Below are 15,856 nucleotides of genomic sequence, written 5' to 3'. Positions count from 1 at the left end.
CGGCTCCAATGGTGGAGGCGGCCATCGAATCTGGCGCCAATCTCCATCGGGCTAATCGTGGGCCCCATTCTGATGTGACCGGGTTACAAAGTGTTCGACCCTGCGGTCCGGGACCAGCCAGATAAGGGCCACGATGGTGTAAACGGCGAGCCCGAGCAGGGGCTGGACAGGGGTTAGCGCAATGCCAAGGAGATAGATCAGCGGCGACGCTTTGCCCTTCCAGTCCCGGCCGACAGCACTGGCGAGGGCCCCGTCCTTGCCCTGAGCAGCAATCAGGCGGCGCTCCAGGATGAAGTATGCGATTGCTGCGCACAGCAGGTTGATCCCGTACAGCAGCACAGGGACCTGCGCGAAGCCGGACTCATCCATCCATCGGGTTGTAAAAGGAAACAGCGACAGCCAGAACAACAGATGGAGGTTCGCCCACAGGATGGCTCCATTAACGCGGCTCGCCAAATGGATCATGTGGTGGTGGTTGTTCCAGTAGATTCCGACATACACGAAGCTCAACAGGTAGCTGAAGAGGGTGGGCAGGACGCTGGCCACACCTTCCCACGTTGGTTCCTCCGGGGTATGGAGTTCCAGCACCATGATGGTGATGATGATCGCCAGGACACCGTCGCTGAACGCTTCCAGCCGGTTCTTGTTCATTGGGCATGCTTCCTTCGGGTGACTCTGCGACTTCTTATGTGGCTGCGTGCGACACGCCATGGAGCGCCACTACCCGAGGTGTACAGCGTTCCACTCCAAGAGCCGCCATTCGGCCAGTCCCTCGGTAATTAAAGGGTCTGCAGCGACGAAACGCTCGGCCTCCCGTCGGGAAGTGAAAATGCCCATGGCACTAAGCTCCGGGTCAGCCGTTTGGAATGGACCCAGGGCCACGAGCCCCCCGCCTTCCGCGTGGAACGCCTCGTAGTAGGCCTTGTGGCGCGGGTACGTCTCCATGACACGCGAGCGGTCGATGCCTTCACGGACGGTGTAGATGACGACGCATTCCATGCGGCCGAACTTACCACCTCCTGCACCTACGGCACGGCAGGAATCCGGTGAGGAGCACCCCACTAGGCGGAACTAGACGTGGCGGGTGTAGGAGGAGCCCGAGGGGGTTCGCTGCAGCAGTCCGAAGTCAACCATGTACCTTCGCAGCAGCACCACGTCGTCCGTGTAACTGAGAAGCCGTTCGTTGACCTGCCTCTCAGTGAGTTGTTCTCCGGGCGCCATGACCTCGTCCGCGATCCGGGCAAGGAGTTCCCGCCGTTGCGCCAAGTTTGACGGGTACCTTTCGATGCGTCCAAGCCGCATGAACCGATCTGTCCCGATTTGTGGTTGACGCTTGGGCTGTTGGGCGAGAAGGTCGCGAAAAATCGTCTGGGCCGCCACCAGCCGCCCGGGCGCGTGCTGTTCCACGAGTCCGGATTCAAGCAGACTATCGATGGCCCGGTTTCGCCGCTGTTCCTTCACGTTGGGCAGTACGTCTGGCGCCGCAGCTCCAAGCACGATTTGGGCGTAAGCGGTCCTGGCATCGTTGTTGCCAAGCGTCGCCAGCACACGCCGCCAGTGCGGGCCGCTAGTTCCCCTGCCTCCGCCCACGTCCACGCTCCCCTCAACCGCTGGCCCACGCCGCTGCGTCGCGGCGTGCTGGGAGATAGTAGCGCCGATGCCCTGGTTCCAGGAAGCACAGGCGCCGGGGACATGCAGCTGGGGCGCAACGCCCGACGAGGTCTCCCGTCCCCTGCCCGGCGATAACCTCGTGCCGAAACCAGCCTTCAACGCCACTAGGGAATCTCACACCGACTCCGGCCGGACATGGACGTCATTTACGATCCCACGCTCAAAGTGGGCGTATCCGCGCGCCCCTTCGCCAGCTGGTCCGCGTTCCGACGCCGGCTCGAGATGTCCCTTGTCACGTTCCGCGTCGAGTTCAAGGACCAGCCTTCGTTGCGCCACCGGCGGGAATGAGCCCAGTGGCGGCGCAAGCACGGGCCGTCGGTTACCGCTTCCCGGCCTTGGCATAAAGAGCCAGGAGGTCGCGGCTGAATTCGTGGGGCGACGTTTCGCTGGGGCTGTGGCCACCCCTGTAGACGCCGATCCGGGCCCGGATTGACTGGGCGAAGACGCGGTGAAGCTGGAGCGGCCACAGGTCGTGTTCGCCCACGGCCACAAACTTGGGAAGGGGCGCCTCCGCCAGTTTTTGCCGAAGATCCGGAACGTTCTGCATGAGCGTATAGATGTCCCGGACCGAGGCGCGGCGGGTGAAGCGGAACCGGTAGTTGACGAACCGCCGCCTGCCCTCCGGTACGTGCACCACCTTGCCGCTCCGGATGCCCCAGATCAGCAAGGCAGCACCCACCCGGCCGTTCACCCACGTGCTGAACCGGCCGATGCGGCCCACCCCCCTGAAACTCTGGCCTGGCTCCGGCGGACAGCTAAGCAACGTGAGGGACCTGAAGAGCTCCGGCCGCTCCCCAAAGGCGAGTTGGGCAATGATTCCCGCGAAGGAATAACCCACAACATGGACTGGGGTGGCAGTGGTCTCCAGAACTGCAAGGAAGTCGTCCACGAAAAGCCGGTAGTCATAATGCTTGCGTGGCGGCACCAGGTTCTCGGGGCCCGCTGCCGCTGACTGGTACTGTCCCGCCAGATCGTAGCTCAGTGCGAAGTAACCGGCATTGGCCAGGTCGGGCATCATGAGGGAGAAGTCCTCTTTGGAACCGGTTGCTCCGGGCACCAGCACAACGCTGGGATTGCCAGGATTGCCCAGCGTCATGGCGGCGAGCCTGCCACTGGGGACATCAATGGATCGGTGGACAGCGCCCGGCGGTGGAGTGAACCAGTCAACGTCCCCCAGCTCCGCATCGAGCAAGGCGGCCGCGTCCACCAGGGCGGAGCCAAACTCCTCGGGGTCGATCCCGTACCCGTTCCGGTCCAGCTCTGCCATGGTCCCAACATAGTCCAGTGCCTTGAATTTATTCAGGGGCAGGACCGGTGGACCGTTCAGCCACACCGCGGACGAACGCGTGAAGGCGCCGGTAGACTTCCTGGGATTCGGGGTAGCGGTAATCCTGTTGCCAGGTGTGTTCGGTGTTGAGGCTGTCCCAAGGGTAGATCAGGGCATCCACTGGAACGTCGTGTTGTTGCAGGCGCTCGATGAAATTCAGGTTTGCCCGGTAGAAGTAGTCACGCTCGGACGTGGTGAGGAACACGGGCGGATGGGTCCCGTCCAGCCACTCGATCGGGGACAGGAAACCCGCGGCGCTCCTCAGCCGCGCCACGGTCCGTGGTGGAGAGGGGCGCTTACGGCCATTGCGTGCTCCCGGACCTGCCGTTGCCCGGGATGCAGGCGGCAACAGCATACGGACGAAGTTCAGGCTGAGGACAAATCCGCTGTTAAAGAAGACCGAGAAATCCACTGCGCTGCAGTGTTGGACGAGCCCTTTCAGGTGTCCCGCGGGAACTGCGGGCCGCAGGGCATAATGCGCCGCCAGTTCGGAACGCAGGCTGGCTGCGGTCAGCAGGGCAGCGATCTGTCCGCCGGCCGAGTCCCCGCCCAGGATCAGCCTCTTGGGATTCCCGCCGTACCCCTCGATGTTGGCGGCAACCCACGCCAGGGCGGCATTGGCATCCTCGAGCACATGCCCCATGGCGAACCGGGGCGCGTGCCGGTAGTTGACGTTGACCACCACCATCCCGCCCACTGCCTGGTTGGCGCAGTACTTGGTCAGGGCTGCCTTGTCACCGGATGTCCACCCGCCACCATGGAAGTAAACGTAGACGGGAAGCAGCTCCGCCGCCACAGCCTCTGTACCAGGAGAGTCAGCTGCGGGCTGCAGCGGTGTCAAAACGTCGAGGCGGTGGGCGCGGAGGGCATCACCCACGTAGTCAATGTCGTGCACATATGCCACAGCCGTGATTGGGTCGGTGTTGAACCGCGCCTGCTCCCGGGCACTCACGGCGCGCATCAGGACGCGCCATGTCCATACGGGTACGTGGCGCAACAGGGGCCGGGCGCTCCTGACCGACTGAAACACCCCGGAACGTGCAGCCAATGTCATCCCTGCAATTTTATCCCCGAATGCTGGCCCCTTACGTCTTGCCGCCCCCGAGGATCCGCCGTGCGTCCTCCTGGGCCTGAAGGGCCAGGTCAGTGACCACTTCACCCCGCACATGCCCGGCGGCCGACATGATGCTCCGGAGTTCGGAAACCGTCCGCGCCGGGTTTGCCCCGTGCGCCACGGCGTGGCAGTTATGGCAAAGCGGAATGAGGTCGGCGATGGGGTCAAGCTGGTATCCGCTGCCAATCATGGCCGGCGGCACCACGTGGTGCACGGCTGTCGCTCCGGTACCGGCCTCACCGTAAGCGGACTCAAAGGAGAAGCCGCAGGCGGCGCACGACGTGCCGTGGAAGGCCAGGCAGGCCCGGCGGGCGTCGGGGTCCCGCTCAAAGCGGTTCACCTGGATATGGCTGACGCCGCCCGGCGGAAAGGTTCCGGCAACCACCTCGGTGGGATCCGGCGTCGTGGGCCCGTATTCCCTCCACAAGCGTTGCAGAACAGGCCAGGACGACGGCGGCAAGGTCACCAGGGAGGGGCCGTTCGCCTTGGCCCAGAGGTCACCGGGAAAGGCCTCCCGCAGGGTCCCGGGGCGTATTTGCTCGCCCAGCGGGAGCAGTGCGTCGAAAGCGACTGCGATGAACCAGTCGTTGGCATCGGAATCATCGCCTGCGGCGGCCTGGTAGGGCTCCGATGCCACCGACCCGTGACCGATGAGGCCGCTGCCTGCATCATTGCCGCCTTGCACCAGGAGCCACGCTTCGGTCCCCGGGAGGATGTCAGGGCAAAAGCCGACGCGCCAGCGGTCCAGGAACCTGCCGGACTGCGCCACCTGCGCGACGACGGCTCCGTAGTCCCAGCGGTGCAGCCCGTTCGTGTCGCAGCCAAGAATTACTGCCGCCACTGCCCACCAAACCCAGCCATTCGCCGTCGATCCCCAAGCCCCTGCAGCGGGATTTAGATCGGTTCCTTGGCCAGCGCCTTGGTCTTGGCGGGCGTTTCCCGCCCCAGCCGTTCATCAAGCGTGACGCGCAGCCTGGCCGCGGCAACCTGGACCCGGTGCTCGGCAGGCGTGGGTTTTTTGCCCGCGGGCTTGGTACCGGTTCGGGGAGTGTGGACAAGGCGGTGTTCAGGCGATGCTGCGCTCATGGTCCAGCCTCCTTGGCACTGTCTTCATCCGTCATTCCATTCTCGCCTAAGTTGTCCGGGCCGTCCACGACGGCACTCTCCTGCCCTGGGCCGGCGTCGGCATCGTCCCCGTTCTCGTCCCCGGACACACTCTTCCAGGCGATGTCGAACAACTCGAGTTCCTCGGTGCGGGCCAGTTCGCTCCTGGCAAGGACTTCCAGCGTCGCCAGGCCCAGCGCCTTTGTCCCTGCATCCGGGTCCAACGCCCGGTCGAGCGCCCACTGGGTGCGGCGCCACCATTCCGCCCGGCTGTCCGCTTCGGTCTTTTGCCGCAGGGCGTCGGCGTCCGCTTCGCGCTTTTGGTCCAGCGCGGTCTTGTCCGCGGCAGTGCGTTGCTTGAGCGTGCGCCAGTTGATGTAGAAGGCCAGCAGGGCTGCGATAAGAACGGCCAGGGGTCCAAGCCCGGCAAGGATGACCCACCAGTCCGCCGGGCCCGAATGGACGACGACGTCCAGCGGGCCGGGGGAGGGAACAGGGGTCACCGAACCAGCTTAGGAGGAGGTACGGCCTGTGGCCCGGCCGACACTCCTGCCGCGGCCTTCTCCATCATGCGCCGCGCCGGGAAATGAGGACCGGCCCGTGCGCGTGGTGCAGTACTGCGTGGGCGGTTGATCCGATGGTCTCCCGGAGGATGCCGCGGCCCTGGGAACCCAGCACCACTATCCGGGCTTCCGAGGCGGCTTGCAGGATGGCGTTCGGGACCGAACTGTCCGTGAGTATCCTGCCGTCAACGGAGATATTGGGCGCCAGGGTTCGTGCACGGTCCACAACGGATTCGAGAACTTCCCGGGCGCCAGCCGCTGCTTCCTTCCCGTCCAGCCGCGTGTAGCCGGCGGGCTCGTGATGGACGTGGACCACCGTAAGGCGTGCGTGCCACTCGGAAGCAACGGCGCACGCGTCTTCCAGTGCCGAGGGGGAACCTGATGCATCGACGGCGGCGACGACGGGTCCGCCAGGATGGGTGTCCTCCCGGATCACGGCCACCGGGCAGGTGGCGGTGGCCGCCAGTTCCAGGCTAACGGATCCCACCAGGAGGCCAAGGAAGCCGCCCAGGCCACGGCTGCCGACTACGAGCATCCTCTTGCCGCCGGAAATTTCGGCCAAGAGCTGTGCGGGTAGTCCGTGGAGCAGGGTGCCGCGGATCTGAAGCCCTGGAACTTCCGCTGCAGCATGCGAGACCCCTTCTTCCAGGACGGCCTGGGCGGACTGCTCAAGGCCGCTGCCTGACACACCTGGAACCGGACCGAGGTGCCTGGTCAGCAGCTGCCACAGGGAACAATGCACCACATGAAGCGCGCAGTTGGTGGCACGGGCGTGGCGCGCCGCCCACCGGACGGCTGCCGCGGCTCCATCCGAACCGTCATAGCCGGCCACAATCGAACCCGCATCCTGCATCACCTGGCTGCGCTCCTCATCAGACCGATCCTCGCCGGCGGGACCTTCGGCCCTTTGGCGGCCCTGCCCCTTGGTTTCATCCTGATTCCAGGAATCCATCCTGATTCTAGGAAGCGGGGAGGCATATGGGCACCCTGGTGCGCCGTATTGGGGTGATCATGCTTGTCCTGGCCGCCTCCCTGCTGGGGGTTGCGGCCCCAAGTGATGCCGTGTCCCCGTCAGCCGTCATCGTGGAGGACACAGCGGGGGTGCTTGACCGGAATACGCTGGTCCCCGCCGTCGAACGGATCCAGTTTTACGAGCCCACCCGTGTTGCTGTCTTTACCTACAACGGAAAGGCTGAGGACAACCTCAATGAAGAGGTCCTGAGGTTCGCACGCTCCAGGCACCCTGAGTGGATCAGCGCCGACGGACAGAAGTGGGCCGATGGGCTGTTCATTTTCGCGCTTGACCCGGTGGGCCGCCACGTGGGCACCTATATGGGGGAGGACCGGAAAGTGTCGCTCGAGCAGCGCAGCGATATCCAGGAGGCCTCAAAGGAACTGTTCCGGGACGCGCAGTGGACCGACGGTACTGTGGCCGGCATTCGCCGTGCCGCCGAACTCATCAACCAGCCCTGGTACCGGTCCGCCGCATTCCTGATCACCGCCTGGGTCACCGGGGGACTTGCGGCCCTTGGGGCAGCGGCGTGGTTGATTGTGCGGGCGGTGACCAGGGCTGCCTGCCGCAAACAAATCGAACGGGGGGACCGGAGCTACTCCAACGTCAGCATGGACCTGGACGTCACGGAACTGAACGCCGGGACCATCCCCGAATCATCCCGCTACGGCAGCAGGGTCCTGGAGAAACACCGCACCTTCCTGACCCGCTATGCCGCCGCCACGGAACTCTCCAACCAGGTGCACGCCCTGGCCAAACGGTCCCTCAGCAGGCGGAAAAACCTCAAGCTTGCCCGCCAGTTCGCGGACAGCGCCGCCGAGCTGGATGCCCTGGATGATGTCATCGCCGACAGCAACGCCCTGTTGAACCGTGCCGACACATGGCCTACCGCCTGGGACCGGCAGCTTGCCCCGCTCCGCAAGGACCTGGCCGGCCTTGAGCAACTCCTGGCCAAGCGCCACGGGCAGGGGGACTCGGCCACCGCCTCGGCGCTTCGTTCCTTCCGCGACGAAAGCCTGCGGAACATTGAACGCTGGACCTCGGAACTGGCAGATGGACGGATCACGCCGGAAGAGGCGCTGGACCGGCTCTACGAGGCGCGGTCGCGGCTCTCGGAACTGCTGGAGAACCATGCGGAAACAGTCATTCAGGGATTCGCCAGGAATGAGCGCGAGGCACGGCTGATGCGCGAGCAGATGCAGACGGCCCACGAGGGCCTGGACCACCGCAGGCAGCGGAGCTATGAGCCGAGCATCCTGGGCACGGTGTACCCGTCGTACCAGTTTTTCTCCGTGGCTACCTTCAACTCCGGCTTCAATACGGGCGTCAGCAGCGTCAATTCCGCCAGGGGCGGCGGCAGCACCACAGGGTACGGCAGCAGCGGCGGAAGCTTCTCCGGTTCGGGCAGTTCCTCGAGCTTCTGATGACCGGGGCTTTGGCCGCGACCGTCCTCCACCCTAGGCGGCGCCCAGGGAGCCAAGCCTGTGCGGCCCGCGCCGGACCGCGTGCCGCGCGTGCGGGATGGTGCTGCAGGCAACGTTCGGCGGCGGTGAAGGTATGTCCCGGATCAGGCCGGTTCCCGCACATTCCCGTACCTCTTCGATGGCCGCGGCCGCCGCCCGTTTGTCCGCGAATTGTCCGGATACCGCCAGTACGTGTCCATCAGGCATCACAAGCCGGAACCGGATCTGTGAATCTTCATCGACAAACAGTTCGAACGTACCTGCCATAAGCCTTGCTCTCCTCTAGCGTCCCGCCTCCGTTGATGAGGCTGCATGCCGGCCGACACCGGGCGCGGCAAACCCGGATGCACAACCCCAGCGTGGTGCTTCCGGCCCAGACCACCATCTCAGAGGACCGCGGCGTGCTATTAGGGACCAAAGACCCTGATCGCCGGCTCCGGGGATGCTAGCGATGGCAGCATGCCCCGAAGTTCAGTGCCGAAGGGCCCTGTCCCATTAAGCCGGGCCGCGGAAGACTGGGGAGTTCACGATGTTGCGGTTCCCGGAGGACGACATGACGACAGATGCACCTCGACCTGGCCGCCCAGGCAAACCAGCTCCCGGATACGCAGGTCCCGGTCCCGAGGAGCGGCTCCGGATAGAGCTGGAGGACGCCGCATCGCGCAAGTGGTGGGCGCGGATCCTGTACACGCTGGGCTCACAGTACGGGCGGACGCAACTGCAGTTTGTGGCCAGGACCGGGGACGGACGCCGGCTCTATGCCAGCGATACGTTTCCCGGTCCGCCGCTGAACCCGACACCTCCCGAAGAGGCGTGGGCTCCCGGCATGCAGGCCAGCCTCAGCCAGCTCCGCCGGGAGCTGGCCCGCGACGGGTGGTCCGAAACCAGCCACGGCGTGCAGCCCTGGGACCTCACCTTCAGTCGCGGCCCCGGAAGATAATGCAGGACCAGGCCCCGGGGCGGCCGAAACCCTGGCCGACTCAGTCCACCGGCCAGATGACCCTGGTCTGCCACGTGGCCGGATCCGGCTGCTGCTCCGGATCGGTCAGGTAGTACTCCCACATGGTGTCGGCAGGGGCAGCGCCCTCGGCTTCCATCCGTTCGCGGATGGCATCGTACGTGCTGCCGAGGGTGTCGTAAGGGCCCGTGTGGATGGCCTCGAACGCGTCAGTATCGGGAAGCGCGCCGCGGGCCACCTCGCCTGTTCCCTGGAAGTTCCCGGCGACGGGGAACCCGGCTTCGACGTCCACCGTGGCGCCGGGAATGCCGTGGTAAAGCGCGAACGGCGGTCCTGCCGGGCTGACGCCCTGCGTTTGCACCGCGGCCATCACCTCACCGAAGGCCCGGCTGAAGAAGCTCGTCAGAGCGTCCATGGGAACCCGTTCACGGACCACGGCGACGGGTTGTTCGGTGACATGGATCTTTCGCGGCTGCTGGCCATTTTCAGTCATGCCCCCAGCCTTGCCATCCCGCGGCCAACGTGACAGGGCCATAGGACTCTAAAGGGCATGCCAGGTCAGGCCGCAGCCTCATACGCTTCGAGCAGCCAACCGCGGACCTCGGCATCGAGTTGGGAACTGTCCGTGAGCTCCAGATGGTGCATCCAGGTTCCTTTCGCCGGGTGGACGACCTGCTTGAAGCGCGGCGAGCCCAGGTTCCGCGGCAGCGCGAGGGACAGGACCAGCGGAACCGGGGAATTCACGTAGACCCCGGGCCGCCACAGGTAGGCGTAGCCCCGGCGCCGGCGGAACGAGATTTGGCTCTTTCCGACCCGGACCTCATGGGGGCCCAGCTCCGCCGCCATCCGCTCCGCTGCCTGGTAGAGCCCAAGGGCGTCCGGAGCGCCGGCGAAGAACCGCTCTACCGTCCACGGCTGCAAAGTAACAGCGTCCCCGCCTATGCAGTACCGTTGCCCGCCCCGGCCGCAAGTCCGGCGGCCCAGGCTGCCGCCCGCTCGGCCTCACCGTCGACCAGCGGGCCCTCGCTGCCTTTGACGTAGAAAGCCATGGGTCCGCCAACGATGCTGGCACCTGCCTCCGTCAGTGCCTTCGTCATCTTCCTGGCAGCGTCGCCGTGGATGAACAGCTTCACCCTCGTATCGAAGGCTGCTGCCTTCACCCCTGCCAGTCCCCGGCGCCCGAGGTCTGCCAGCGTTTCGGTGATCCGGGCAGTCGGCTTCCAGCCGTTGATGGGGCTGCCGACGACGAGCAGGTCACCCGGGTGCAGGGCGTCGGCATCAAAACCGTCAACGTGAACAGCGGCCGCGTCCCGCCCCAGGCGCGATGCCATCGCCTCGGCGATGGTCCTGGTGTTTCCATACGCGGAGTCATAGAGGACGACGGCTTTCATGGAGGCTCCCGGTCCGGATAGGCGGCATGTTGCCCCTCAACCATGCTCCCGGGGCCGCCGGCGGGGCAGGGCCAAAGGTCATGCCGCCGGCCGGGGCCTAATGCCCTAGCCGTACTGCCGGCATCAGGATAGTTTCAGTCTTATGTGTGAGGACCGCTACCGCCCATGTTGAAAGTGTCCTGAATGAGAAAGCAGGCCGTCCCGCCTGCGGCAACCGCCGGCAGCGTTGAGGTCGAGGAACGCGTCGGCTCGCCCGTGCAGAAGGTGTGGGGCTTCCTCCGGCGGTATCCCGTCGTCGCGCTGACCTGCCTGGTACTCCTTGCCGCCCTGGTGCTGCTGCAGTTTGGGCTGGAACTGCAGGTCCGCGTGCTCGCCTCGGCCTACGCTGCCATCATCGTGGTGGCGCGGGCGGCCGGCATGGTCCGGTCGTTGCGGGAGGGACGCTGGGGCATCGACCTGCTGGCCCTGATGGCGGTTGCAAGCACGGTGGCCGTCGGGGAGTACCTCGCGGCCCTGGTGGTGATCCTGATGCTCACCGGCGGGGAGGCACTGGAAAACTTTGCCCAGGGACGCGCCGCGCGTGAATTGCGGTCCCTGCTGGACCGGGCTCCCCGCTTTGCCCACAGGGAAAGTGCCGACACAGTCCTGGAGGACACCCCGATAGGCGAGGTGGTGCCCGGGGACGTGCTGGTGGTCCGCCCCTCCGAGCTGGTACCTGTTGACGGCGAACTCCTGTCCGATTCAGCAAGCATGGACGAATCATCGCTGACGGGGGAGAGCCTGCCGGTGGAGCGTAGCAAGGGGGAGCTGCTGCTGAGTGGTTCGGTGAACGGCGTGGCCGCCATCCGCATGCGGGCGGCGGCCACCGCGGCTGACTCCCAGTACAGCCGGATCATCGCCCTGGTGGAGGAAGCGTCCAACAGCCGTGCGCCGGTAGTCCGGCTCGCTGACCGCTACGCGGTGCCCTTTACCCTCCTCGCCCTGGCCATGGCCGGGGCCGGCTGGTTCCTGTCAGGTGAGCCGCTCCGCTTTGCCCAGGTGCTGGTGGTGGCCACCCCGTGCCCGCTCCTGATCGCAGCGCCGGTGGCATTCCTGGCTGGAACCAGCCAGGCCGCCCACAAGGGCATCATCATCAAGAACACCAGAAGCCTGGAGCAGCTTGCCAAGGCGCAGACAGCGGTGTTCGACAAGACTGGAACACTCACCTCCGGCCGCCCGGTCCTGGACGGGATCCAGGTGGCGCCGGGCCCGGGGGAAGCCCTTGGCAGCCGGAAGATCCTGCAGCTGGCGGCCTCCGCCGAGCAGTATTCCTCCCACGTGCTGGCAGCATCCGTGATCGAAGCCGCCAAGGAAGCGAACATTGAACTGCTGCAGGTGCAGCAGGCGACCGAAAACGCCACGCACGGGGTTGAAGCTGTCTGCGACGGCCAGCAGGTGGTGGTGGGAAAAGCCGCCCTGATCCGCAGTTCGGCCAGCGGATACCGGGAAGCAGCAGTCCAGAGTGGCCAGTTGGCAGTCCACGTGGCGGTCAACGGCGAGTACGCGGGTGCACTGATCATGAAGGACCCGTTGCGCCGCAACGCCGTGGCCACCCTGGCGCGCTTGCACAGGCTGGGCGTGCGGAACACCATGCTGCTGACCGGTGATGCCCACGCGACGGCTGCCCACATCGCCGAGGAAGCGGGAATGGGCCACGTCCAGGCCGAATGCCTTCCAGAGGACAAAGTCAACACGGTTGCGGCCATTTTGGAACGACCCGTCCTGATGGTGGGTGACGGCGTCAACGATGCCCCGGTCCTTGCCGCCGCCGACGTTGGGATCGCCATGGGTGCCAAGGGGGCCACCGCGGCCAGCGAGTCCGCGGACGTGGTGATCATGCTCGATGACCTGTCCAAGGTGGCCCTGGCCGTGGCCATTGGAAAGCGGACCGTTGCTGTGGCCCTGGTAAGTATCTGGACTGGGATCGGGCTCAGCCTCATCCTGATGGCCATCGCCATGACGGGTTTCATTCCCGCTGTTGCCGGTGCCCTCCTGCAGGAGGTAGTTGACCTGGCCACCATCCTGAACGGACTCAGGGCATTGCGCGGAGGGGACGAGGCACGGCAACGCGGTTGATGCCGGCTTCCTTCCGCCAGGCCTGCCCGGAGCGGGAGGTGGTGTGGCCGCCGGGCATGACTTTTGGCCCTTCCCAGCGCCGCCCGCAGCCGGGATTGTGGTGTCCATGAACGCAGAAACAGGGGCCAAACCCGTCATTGTAGGTGTGGACGGATCCGAATACTCCTCCGCAGCCCTGCGCTATGCGGGCACGCTGGCAGCCCGCCTGGGCACGCGGCTGGAAGTCATTTCATGCGTCGGAATGCCGGACTACCTGGTGATGTCCCGCCTGGAAGGGGCGGACCGGCAGTTCACCGCCAGGCTTGAGGACGCCGCCGGCCGCCTGGTCGAAGATGCTCTGGGCCGGGCCTTCTCCGGGGAACGGCCCGAAAACATCGACGTGACCATCAAGTTCGGCCCTCCGGCGAAAGTGCTGGTGGAGGAGAGCCGCCGCGCGCAGATGCTGGTTGTTGGAAGGCATGGCGAAGGCGGCCTGCTTAAGTCGTCCATGGGATCGGTGAGCAAGGCGTGCGCGGCCCACTCAACCTGCCCGGTGCTCCTGGTGGGCCAGGAGGCGGACGCTGTGTGAGGACTGCGGAGGGCCTGAGCTCCGAACGGGCAGCGCAGCTCCTGAAGCAGGCGGGCCCCAACCAGCTCCCGGCGGAGAAACCCGTCCCGCAATGGCGAAAGCTGTGGGGGGAGATGACGCACTTCTTCGCCCTCATGCTGTGGTGCGCCGCCGCGCTGGCATTCGTTGCGGACATGCCGCAGCTGGCCGTGGCGATCATCGTCGTCGTCATTGTCAACGGGGTGTTCGCCCACATCCAGCAGGAACGCGCCCAGCATGCCGCCGCCAGGCTGCGCGGCCTGCTGCCCGCCGACGTGGTGGTGCGGCGGGACGGGACGGTGCGCAAGGTCCACGCCAGCGAGCTGGTGGTTGACGACGTGGTGCTGCTCAGTGCCGGTGACCGTGTGCCTGCAGACATGGTCCTGCTGTCAGCATCGGCCTGCGAAATGGATGAATCCATGCTGACGGGCGAAAGCGAGCCAGTGCCGAAAGCCGCAGGTGACGCGGCGTGGGGCGGTACCTTCCTGGTCAACGGCTACGGAGAGGCCGCCGTGTCCGCCACGGGAGCCAGGACCAGGCTGGCCGGAATTGCCGCCCTCACCAGCGGAGCGGTTCCTCCTCCTACGCCGCTGTCCCTGGAACTGCGGCGGATTGTCCGCGTTACTGCGGGCATGGCGCTGGGTATCGCAGCGGTCTTCTTCCTGGCGTCGCTGCTGGTGGGCTTTCAGTGGCGGGATTCCTTCCTGTTCTCGATCGGCGTGGCCGTGGCCCTGGTCCCGGAAGGGCTCCTGCCCACTGTCACGCTGTCCCTGGCCATGGGCGCCCAGCGCATGGCGTCCCGCAACGGCCTGGTCCGCAACCTTGAAGCCGTGGAAACCCTGGGCTCAACCACCTTCATCTGCACCGACAAAACCGGGACCCTGACGCAGAACCGAATGAACGCCGTCGAGGTCTTCACCCTGGAAGGGGCCGTCCATGTGACGGGCCAGGGGTATGACCCGGACGCGCACATCGAGGGCCGGGGAACGGCCAGGGCGGCCCAGGCGGCGCTCGCCGCCCGCACCGCTTCACAGGGCAGGGCCGAGCTGCACGATGGACAGTGGCGTGCACAGGGTGACCCGATGGAAGCTGCCGTGGACGTGCTGGCCCGCCGGCTGACAGGCGCCGGGTCCGGGCCCGCGGCATCGCGCCGGCTGCCGTTCGATCCGGTGCGGCGCAGGGAGTCTGCCCTTGTGGGGCCCGAGCTGTTCTGCAAGGGTGCCCCCGAAACCGTGCTCCCACTGTGTGAATCCGTGCCGGGTCAGGTCAAGGAACAGGTAGAGGTGATGGCAACGCGTGGCCTGCGCGTCATTGCGGTGGCACGGCGGCGTCTCGCGGGAGCACCCGAAACATGGCAGACCAGCCCTGCCGCAGAACTTGAAACGGACATGGAACTCCTGGGCCTGATCGGACTGCAGGATCCGCCCCGGCCGGATGTGGGCAACGTCATCCGAACGGCGCGGCAGGCGGGCCTGAAGGTCGCCATGATCACCGGCGACCACCCTGCCACGGCGGCAGCGATCGCCCGGCAGATCGGCCTTGCCGGAACGCCTGAATACGTGTTGGAAGGCGCAGACCTTCCGGAGGACGAGCAAATACTCGGCGCACTCCTGGACCGTGACGGAGTGGTGGTCAGCAGGGTCTCGCCCGAACAGAAGCTCCGCGTGGCCAAGGCGCTGCAGGCCCGTGGGCATGTGGTGGCCATGACCGGCGACGGCGTCAACGATGGCCCGGCCCTTCGCGAAGCCGACATCGGCGTGGCCATGGGGCGGAGCGGAACTGACGTGGCGCGGGAGGCCGCGGATTTGGTCCTCCTGGACGACCATTTCGCCACCATCGTGGCAGCCATCGAACAAGGAAGGGCAACCTACGCCAACATCCACCGGTTCCTCACCTACCATCTCACCGACAACGTGGCGGAGCTGACTCCCTTTGTCATCTGGGCGCTCTCCGGCGGCCACTTCCCGCTTGCCCTCGGTGTCCTTCAAATCCTTGCCCTGGACATTGGCACCGACCTGCTGCCCGCGCTGGCCCTTGGCGCCGAACCGCCCGGCCGGCGTGTTTTGGCGCGTCCGCCCGAACGCCGGCACCTGATGGACCGGCAACTGATCATCCGTGTCTTCTGCATCCTGGGTCCCACGGAGGCCGCCATGGAAATGGCCGTCTTCTCCGTTGTCCTCGCTGCCGGCGGGTGGATGCGGGGGCAGGTTCCCCAGCCCGGGCTCCTCATGGCTGCCTCCGGCGCCGCCTTTACCGCCGTGGTCCTGGGACAGCTGGCCAACGCCTTTGCCTGCCGGAGCGCCACCGTGCCGCCCTGGAAGCTGGGATGGGGTACCAACCGGCTTCTGGTATGGGCAGTTCTTGCGGAACTGGCCATCCTTGCGGTGTGCCTGTTCCTGCCCTACCTTGCCACGCTGTTGGGCCAGGCCCCGCCGCCTCCCCTGGGCTTCCTCCTGGCACTTCTCGCGGCCCCCGCTGTCCTTCTTGCAGACTGGATCCACAAAGCGGCCCGGGCGCGCCTGCGGCGGAGCTAGGACCAAAGACTCTGCCTG

Annotated in this window: 19 protein-coding genes; 6 read left to right on the top strand and 13 right to left on the bottom strand. The window is 66.1% G+C overall.

The genetic code is table 11. From position 1 onward, the window contains the following. Positions 1–51: 51 nt before the first annotated feature. The 3 genes from FB478_RS03370 to FB478_RS21300 all read right to left on the bottom strand — a co-directional run bounded on the left by FB478_RS03370 (position 52) and on the right by FB478_RS21300 (position 1,302). The gene (locus tag FB478_RS03370) at positions 52–651 is read right to left on the bottom strand and encodes a TMEM175 family protein (RefSeq protein ID WP_018769411.1); all 600 of its coding nucleotides are present in this window, start codon (positions 649–651) and stop codon (positions 52–54) included. Positions 652–720: 69 nt separating this feature from the next. Beyond that, positions 721–999 carry a YciI family protein gene (locus FB478_RS03365; protein ID WP_056390581.1) on the bottom strand — a complete coding sequence of 93 codons (279 nt, stop codon included), beginning with the start codon at positions 997–999 and terminating at the stop codon, positions 721–723. Positions 1,000–1,071: 72 nt separating this feature from the next. Then, the gene (locus FB478_RS21300) at positions 1,072–1,302 is read right to left on the bottom strand and encodes a DUF2087 domain-containing protein (RefSeq protein WP_261377346.1); all 231 of its coding nucleotides are present in this window, start codon (positions 1,300–1,302) and stop codon (positions 1,072–1,074) included. A gap of 504 nt (positions 1,303–1,806) precedes the next feature. Here FB478_RS21300 and FB478_RS03355 point away from each other — a divergent pair. Next, positions 1,807–1,959 (top strand): hypothetical protein, encoded by a 153-nt coding sequence (locus tag FB478_RS03355; RefSeq protein WP_186447719.1) that lies wholly within the window; start codon positions 1,807–1,809, stop codon positions 1,957–1,959. Between the two features lie 31 nt (positions 1,960–1,990). Here the strand turns inward: FB478_RS03355 and FB478_RS03350 are convergent, their stop codons facing one another. The 6 genes from FB478_RS03350 to FB478_RS03325 form a co-directional block, all read right to left on the bottom strand. After that, positions 1,991–2,938 carry an alpha/beta fold hydrolase gene (locus tag FB478_RS03350; RefSeq protein ID WP_082581720.1) on the bottom strand — a complete coding sequence of 316 codons (948 nt, stop codon included), beginning with the start codon at positions 2,936–2,938 and terminating at the stop codon, positions 1,991–1,993. 28 nt (positions 2,939–2,966) lie between these two features. Beyond that, positions 2,967–4,052 (bottom strand): alpha/beta hydrolase, encoded by a 1,086-nt coding sequence (locus FB478_RS03345; protein ID WP_261377345.1) that lies wholly within the window; start codon positions 4,050–4,052, stop codon positions 2,967–2,969. A gap of 31 nt (positions 4,053–4,083) precedes the next feature. Continuing rightward, a complete protein-coding gene (locus FB478_RS03340; RefSeq protein ID WP_018769405.1) occupies positions 4,084–4,953 on the bottom strand; it encodes an HNH endonuclease in 870 nt (289 codons plus the stop codon). A gap of 53 nt (positions 4,954–5,006) precedes the next feature. After that, positions 5,007–5,198, bottom strand: a complete 192-nt coding sequence (locus FB478_RS03335; RefSeq protein WP_018769404.1) for a hypothetical protein — start codon at positions 5,196–5,198, stop codon at positions 5,007–5,009. Next, on the bottom strand, positions 5,195–5,719 hold the full coding sequence (locus tag FB478_RS03330) for a hypothetical protein (RefSeq protein ID WP_018769403.1): 525 nt from the start codon (positions 5,717–5,719) through the stop codon (positions 5,195–5,197). The genes FB478_RS03335 and FB478_RS03330 overlap by 4 nt, the downstream gene beginning before the upstream one ends. 64 nt (positions 5,720–5,783) lie before the next feature. Beyond that, complete coding sequence (locus FB478_RS03325) at positions 5,784–6,731, bottom strand: universal stress protein (protein WP_223991733.1); 948 nt, start codon at positions 6,729–6,731, stop codon at positions 5,784–5,786. Positions 6,732–6,757: 26 nt separating this feature from the next. On the opposite strand from FB478_RS03325, the gene FB478_RS03320 reads away from it, so the two are divergent. Then, positions 6,758–8,215: a DUF5129 domain-containing protein gene (locus FB478_RS03320; RefSeq protein ID WP_056390575.1), complete on the top strand. Its 1,458-nt coding sequence runs from the start codon at positions 6,758–6,760 to the stop codon at positions 8,213–8,215. Positions 8,216–8,248: 33 nt separating this feature from the next. Here FB478_RS03320 and FB478_RS03315 read toward each other — a convergent pair whose 3' ends face one another. Beyond that, positions 8,249–8,521, bottom strand: coding sequence for a DUF1508 domain-containing protein (locus tag FB478_RS03315; protein ID WP_056390572.1), 273 nt, complete (start codon positions 8,519–8,521; stop codon positions 8,249–8,251). Between the two features lie 286 nt (positions 8,522–8,807). On the opposite strand from FB478_RS03315, the gene FB478_RS03310 reads away from it, so the two are divergent. Next, positions 8,808–9,194: a hypothetical protein gene (locus FB478_RS03310; RefSeq protein ID WP_056390848.1), complete on the top strand. Its 387-nt coding sequence runs from the start codon at positions 8,808–8,810 to the stop codon at positions 9,192–9,194. A gap of 40 nt (positions 9,195–9,234) precedes the next feature. On the opposite strand, the gene FB478_RS03305 is transcribed toward FB478_RS03310, so the two are convergent. From FB478_RS03305 to FB478_RS03295, 3 genes are all read right to left on the bottom strand, one after another. Further along, the gene (locus FB478_RS03305; protein WP_056390568.1) at positions 9,235–9,705 is read right to left on the bottom strand and encodes a GyrI-like domain-containing protein; all 471 of its coding nucleotides are present in this window, start codon (positions 9,703–9,705) and stop codon (positions 9,235–9,237) included. A 65-nt stretch (positions 9,706–9,770) separates the two neighbouring features. Further along, positions 9,771–10,133 carry a DUF5655 domain-containing protein gene (locus tag FB478_RS03300; protein WP_018769397.1) on the bottom strand — a complete coding sequence of 121 codons (363 nt, stop codon included), beginning with the start codon at positions 10,131–10,133 and terminating at the stop codon, positions 9,771–9,773. 17 nt (positions 10,134–10,150) lie between these two features. Next, positions 10,151–10,603: a flavodoxin domain-containing protein gene (locus tag FB478_RS03295; protein ID WP_056390564.1), complete on the bottom strand. Its 453-nt coding sequence runs from the start codon at positions 10,601–10,603 to the stop codon at positions 10,151–10,153. 183 nt (positions 10,604–10,786) lie between these two features. Here FB478_RS03295 and FB478_RS03290 point away from each other — a divergent pair, with 183 nt between their 5' ends. The 3 genes from FB478_RS03290 (at position 10,787) to FB478_RS03280 (ending at position 15,838) form a co-directional block, all read left to right on the top strand. Next, positions 10,787–12,718, top strand: coding sequence for a heavy metal translocating P-type ATPase (locus FB478_RS03290; protein ID WP_144599791.1), 1,932 nt, complete (start codon positions 10,787–10,789; stop codon positions 12,716–12,718). A 106-nt stretch (positions 12,719–12,824) separates the two neighbouring features. Further along, entirely contained in the window at positions 12,825–13,286 is a 462-nt protein-coding gene (locus FB478_RS03285; protein WP_026265787.1) for a universal stress protein, read from the top strand. After that, a complete protein-coding gene (locus tag FB478_RS03280; protein WP_144599790.1) occupies positions 13,283–15,838 on the top strand; it encodes a cation-transporting P-type ATPase in 2,556 nt (851 codons plus the stop codon). Before FB478_RS03285 ends, FB478_RS03280 begins: the two co-directional genes overlap by 4 nt. Positions 15,839–15,856 lie beyond the last annotated feature (18 nt).

Source organism: Arthrobacter sp. AG367 (genome assembly GCF_007828995.1).
In the GTDB taxonomy this organism is placed as follows: domain Bacteria; phylum Actinomycetota; class Actinomycetes; order Actinomycetales; family Micrococcaceae; genus Arthrobacter.
This window is presented reverse-complemented; position numbering and strand designations above follow the sequence as displayed.

What these genes read in the sequence shown, in the direction of transcription:
- FB478_RS03345 (WP_261377345.1), bottom strand. Translation starts at nt 4,052, where the DNA reads ATGACATTGGCTGCACGTTCCGGGGTGTTTCAGTCGGTCAGGAGCGCC.
- FB478_RS03355 (WP_186447719.1), top strand. Translation starts at nt 1,807, where the DNA reads ATGGACGTCATTTACGATCCCACGCTCAAAGTGGGCGTATCCGCGCGC.
- FB478_RS03285 (WP_026265787.1), top strand. Translation starts at nt 12,825, where the DNA reads ATGAACGCAGAAACAGGGGCCAAACCCGTCATTGTAGGTGTGGACGGA.
- FB478_RS03365 (WP_056390581.1), bottom strand. Translation starts at nt 999, where the DNA reads ATGGAATGCGTCGTCATCTACACCGTCCGTGAAGGCATCGACCGCTCG.
- FB478_RS03335 (WP_018769404.1), bottom strand. Translation starts at nt 5,198, where the DNA reads ATGAGCGCAGCATCGCCTGAACACCGCCTTGTCCACACTCCCCGAACC.
- FB478_RS03325 (WP_223991733.1), bottom strand. Translation starts at nt 6,731, where the DNA reads ATGGATTCCTGGAATCAGGATGAAACCAAGGGGCAGGGCCGCCAAAGG.
- FB478_RS03295 (WP_056390564.1), bottom strand. Translation starts at nt 10,603, where the DNA reads ATGAAAGCCGTCGTCCTCTATGACTCCGCGTATGGAAACACCAGGACC.
- FB478_RS03370 (WP_018769411.1), bottom strand. Translation starts at nt 651, where the DNA reads ATGAACAAGAACCGGCTGGAAGCGTTCAGCGACGGTGTCCTGGCGATC.
- FB478_RS21300 (WP_261377346.1), bottom strand. Translation starts at nt 1,302, where the DNA reads ATGCGGCTTGGACGCATCGAAAGGTACCCGTCAAACTTGGCGCAACGG.
- FB478_RS03350 (WP_082581720.1), bottom strand. Translation starts at nt 2,938, where the DNA reads ATGGCAGAGCTGGACCGGAACGGGTACGGGATCGACCCCGAGGAGTTT.
- FB478_RS03315 (WP_056390572.1), bottom strand. Translation starts at nt 8,521, where the DNA reads ATGGCAGGTACGTTCGAACTGTTTGTCGATGAAGATTCACAGATCCGG.
- FB478_RS03320 (WP_056390575.1), top strand. Translation starts at nt 6,758, where the DNA reads ATGGGCACCCTGGTGCGCCGTATTGGGGTGATCATGCTTGTCCTGGCC.
- FB478_RS03310 (WP_056390848.1), top strand. Translation starts at nt 8,808, where the DNA reads ATGACGACAGATGCACCTCGACCTGGCCGCCCAGGCAAACCAGCTCCC.
- FB478_RS03290 (WP_144599791.1), top strand. Translation starts at nt 10,787, where the DNA reads ATGAGAAAGCAGGCCGTCCCGCCTGCGGCAACCGCCGGCAGCGTTGAG.
- FB478_RS03305 (WP_056390568.1), bottom strand. Translation starts at nt 9,705, where the DNA reads ATGACTGAAAATGGCCAGCAGCCGCGAAAGATCCATGTCACCGAACAA.